2 protein-coding genes are annotated in these 3,965 nt (G+C 36.8%); both read right to left on the bottom strand.

The window, feature by feature from the left end; genetic code table 11:
* Positions 1 to 95: 95 nt before the first annotated feature.
* Positions 96 to 2,396 (bottom strand): choice-of-anchor L domain-containing protein, encoded by a 2,301-nt coding sequence (locus ACIQ2X_RS14360; RefSeq protein WP_396179635.1) that lies wholly within the window; start codon positions 2,394 to 2,396, stop codon positions 96 to 98.
* A gap of 653 nt (positions 2,397 to 3,049) precedes the next feature.
* The coding region (locus ACIQ2X_RS14355; protein WP_396179634.1) for a nucleoid-associated protein at positions 3,050 to 3,965 on the bottom strand (916 nt) is incomplete at its 5' end.

Raw genomic sequence — 3,965 nt, 5'->3', positions numbered from 1 at the left:
CAAAACTAAAAATATTCATACCCAATAATTTATCTATCAAACAAATATACAAAAATATGAGCAATTACGGATATACATTAAAGTTTTATAAAATTTTATCTTTTTAAGGAAAAGTGGTTTTTTATCACACGACCGTCCTCTAAAACAATTGTAAACCAATAATCAGAAGCGGGCAAATTATTCGAATTAAAAGTGCCGTCCCAACCAGCGTTGTCTCCGGTTCCACTGAAAACCAATTTCCCGTATCGATCGAAAATTGACACTTGGGCACGTCGATGTTCCTTTTGCAAATAATTGATTTTCCAGACATCGTTATATCCATCGCCATTCGGTGTAAAAAATTTGGGATAATCCAGTACAAAAATTTCCCGCTTCTGTTTACCACAAAAGTTTTTATCTTGAACGTAAACCGTATACGATCCCGACTGTACATTATAAAATGTAGGACTTTCTTGGTAATTTGTTCCGTCAAGCGAAAATTCATAATCTCCAGATCCCGAATATTCAACGGTCACCGAATTCGATCCACCGGCAAAATCAACGATAACTACATCTGTAATTGTTGCTACACTCGAAGCTTCGACTGTAAACGTTTTAGTATCAATACAACCATTGGCGTCCGTAACTTCAACCGTAAAAGTTCCCGCTGTTCCAACCCTTATAGTATTGGAAGTACTGGCATTTGCATCATTCCAAAGGTAGGTTTGAAATCCTGCAGGAACTGAAAGTACTACGGAATTTAAACCTTCGCAAACTATTTTTTCTTCATCATCAAAATTGGGAACTTCGAGAAAATGTACCACCAAAATAACCGGAATAATACCATAGCAATCGGGTCCGTTTGTAATTCGAGCCCAAATGGTTTGTTGGTTGGCCACTGTATTGCTAAATCCGTTTGGTAAAGCATTTACACCCAATACAGCATCATTTATATTCGAAAAATAACTCACTACCAAACTCGGTGGAAGTGCATTTAATAGTTGGGGCGATACTTCCGTTGCCAAATCAAATAGGCGAATTCCATCTTTTGTTCCATCTTCATCGCAAAATTCAATTGGTGCAGGAACACCGGGGTTAGTGTTTGAAATCACTAAAGTTACCGGAACGATAGTGCCACAATTATTAGCATTAAAAACCTGGGCATACACTGTTGTTGGTCCAGAAGTATAACTCATTGCATTTGCTACTTGAACCGTTGCAAATGCATCTTCATAATATTCTACAAACTGAATCGAACTGTCGGATGACAAAATCGTTGCAGTTGCTTTTGTTAAATTGAAGGTCGTGATTCCATCGAAATCAGGGTCACATTCCACAATTGTAGCAGTACTTGGCATCAGTTGGGTGTCATATTCAATCTCAATTTCTCCAGTAGAAACACAACCCGAAGTGCCTAAATTAATGGCCACGGTATAAATTCCTGCCTCTGAAACTGTAAAAAGAGGATTTACAGCTCCTGCAATCGAAACCCCATTTCGCGACCATTGGTAGGTATTTGTTCCAGGCTCTGTAGCATCTAATTCCAGTGTGGATTGAAAACAGAGTGGATTATTAGTAGCAAATAAACGGTCTTCTCCCAAATCTTTTTCAATTTTAAAACTTCCGCCTCCAATAAAAATAGCCGAATCATATTGCCTGTTCCCTTGATCGGCAACCACTAACTTGATGTGATACAGTATTCCAGGTTCTACATTGGATTGAGCGGTCAATATCTTTGTTTGTCCATTATAATTGGTGGGATGATCCGAAGTGTTAAATGCATCAAAAAATTGTTCGTTCGAAGGCGGACACAATGTGCCTGAACCACGAACGGTATTGACACGAACGGGTGTATCGCTTCCTGGAACTACGGCCAGATTGCTGTAAGCATCCGTGCTATTGGCTTTCTTGAGTAGAAATACAAAACCATCGGTAAAGCCGCATTGATTGGGATTGGGATTGGAAAGGTATTGCTCCGAAGAAAAAATATAATCAAAACTTATTTTGTCCGATAATGGCAAAAAGTCAAATTCTAAAACGGTAGCATTAATGGAACTGGGACCAATATTCAAAGCCTGTTCCAAGTCGGTATCACCTCCCCAAGAGTCGGGCCCTTCGCTCAAAATAGAAGTATTTGGACCCACTGCCGATGCCGCTCGACCGGTAGTCAAAACTACTCCATCTGCAAACGGAAAAGCACTGCCGCCCGAAGTGAACCGTCCAAAACTCTGTCCGTCTTGAAAATTCCAAGTTGTGACAGAAACATTTGAAATATTCGCACAAGGATTGTTTATTAAAATATTTTCGACGAGTTGTGTAGGGGTTAAAGTCTCATCAACAGTAATGTTTTGTGCGTTTGTAATGTTTTGAATTCCCAAAAAAAACCACACAAAAAACGTATATTTTATTCCTTTCATAGTTTTGCAAAGATACTGCAAATCTCGTTTTTTTTAAAGATAGATTAATGTTAAAATATATACAACGTTAAGATTTTCAAGGTTTTCAGTAATTTTGTGATTGGGACAATTTTCGCAAAAAATTTTGAAATTTAAAGTGTTTAAATCTACGGGTGTGAGTCAATACGTAATTTTTGAACGTATTTAACAAAATATAATTAGGTAATCATTTTTATAAAAAATGCGTTCTCCGAAGAAAACGCATTTCAGTACCTGTAAAGGAGTAACAATTAAAACTAAAAATTATGAAGTCTAACCAAAAACTTTATAAAATTCCAAATCAGGTTGCAGCATCTTGATTAAGTATATAGTAGATGCGTTCGAAATAAAAAGGTTGCGTCCAAATGATAAAATATAGTAATGGACACTGTAAGAGTCCCATAAATTACCCTCAATATTTTGACAATCGGCAGTATCCATCATGCAATTTTACAGTGGATTAGAGCATTTTAAATGTACAATTGGTGGTAGTTCATAAACAACATTGTAAAACATAAAAAGGCTGTTTGAAAAATACAATTCATCCGGTAAGACTTTTTTCTAGCATTGAAAAAATAAAAAAGGCTTTTGCAAAAAAAATCCCCAACATTGCCGTTGGGGATTCAATAGATGCTTTAACTTTTTTGTTCTTTATTGAAATAAACCAAGTAATAATACATTTGCTTTTCTTCGTCCCAACCTTTTTCCACATATTTTTCGGCACTTTCGGGATTGATGAAATCCAGTTTAATTTGAATATGGGTATCCAAATTAATCACATTTTTCATTTTACGCCGTGCATCCGAAACCGCAGCATTGGCAATAGGAAAATTTGTAACGTCTTCAATACTATACTTTTCGCCTTTATCTACTTTATAGTTTTTAAATTCCGGAATCAAATCGGGATTGTCTAGAACCTCATTCAAGAAATTCGTTTCTTCAAACTGATCGTTTTTGGCAAAATAGTTTACCGAACGGTTCATGAACATCACTTCCTCTTTTTTATCTTCGGCAGGAAGTACCACGTCTTTGGCAAAATCCTGTACAAACTTCAAGTACTTTTTGGTCATGAAATTCTCGTCCTGAAATGCATCTACAGAAAGGAAATGCTCTAGCCAATACCGTGCGTCATAACGGTTACTGTCGACAGTCAAAATTTTGTAACCTTCTTCTTTTTTGTAATTGAAAATCAAGCAACCCTTGTCCAACTTGTTTAAGTTGATGCCTTGTTGCAAAATCATTTCTAGATGCGTGCCTTTTTCTTCAAATTGTAAAAAATCGGCTTGCAACTCACTTTTAAAAATCCCTACCGCGTCCACCACATTATTGTCGATGTTGATATTCGTTAGATAGGTTACGTAAACCTCCCCGTTTTTAATGTGTGGATGGTTGCTTTGCTCAAATAGATGTTTGGTTATTTTCTTAGAAACTTCATGCACCGAACTTGGGTTGTCAAAAATTTCGCTGGCAAACATGAACATGTCGTTGTAGTCCAAATCCACCTCGTGGGCAAACTGAAAATAATTTTCTTCCTTGTCTCTAAAAGGCTTA

This window comes from Flavobacterium sp., assembly GCF_044368625.1.
In the GTDB taxonomy this organism is placed as follows: Bacteria; Bacteroidota; Bacteroidia; order Flavobacteriales; family Flavobacteriaceae; genus Flavobacterium.
Note: the sequence above shows the minus strand (reverse complement) of the source record. Positions and strands in the feature narration are given on the sequence as shown.

Excerpts from the sequence above, each read along its gene's own strand:
- ACIQ2X_RS14360 (WP_396179635.1), bottom strand. The coding sequence starts at position 2,396 with ATGAAAGGAATAAAATATACGTTTTTTGTGTGGTTTTTTTTGGGAATT.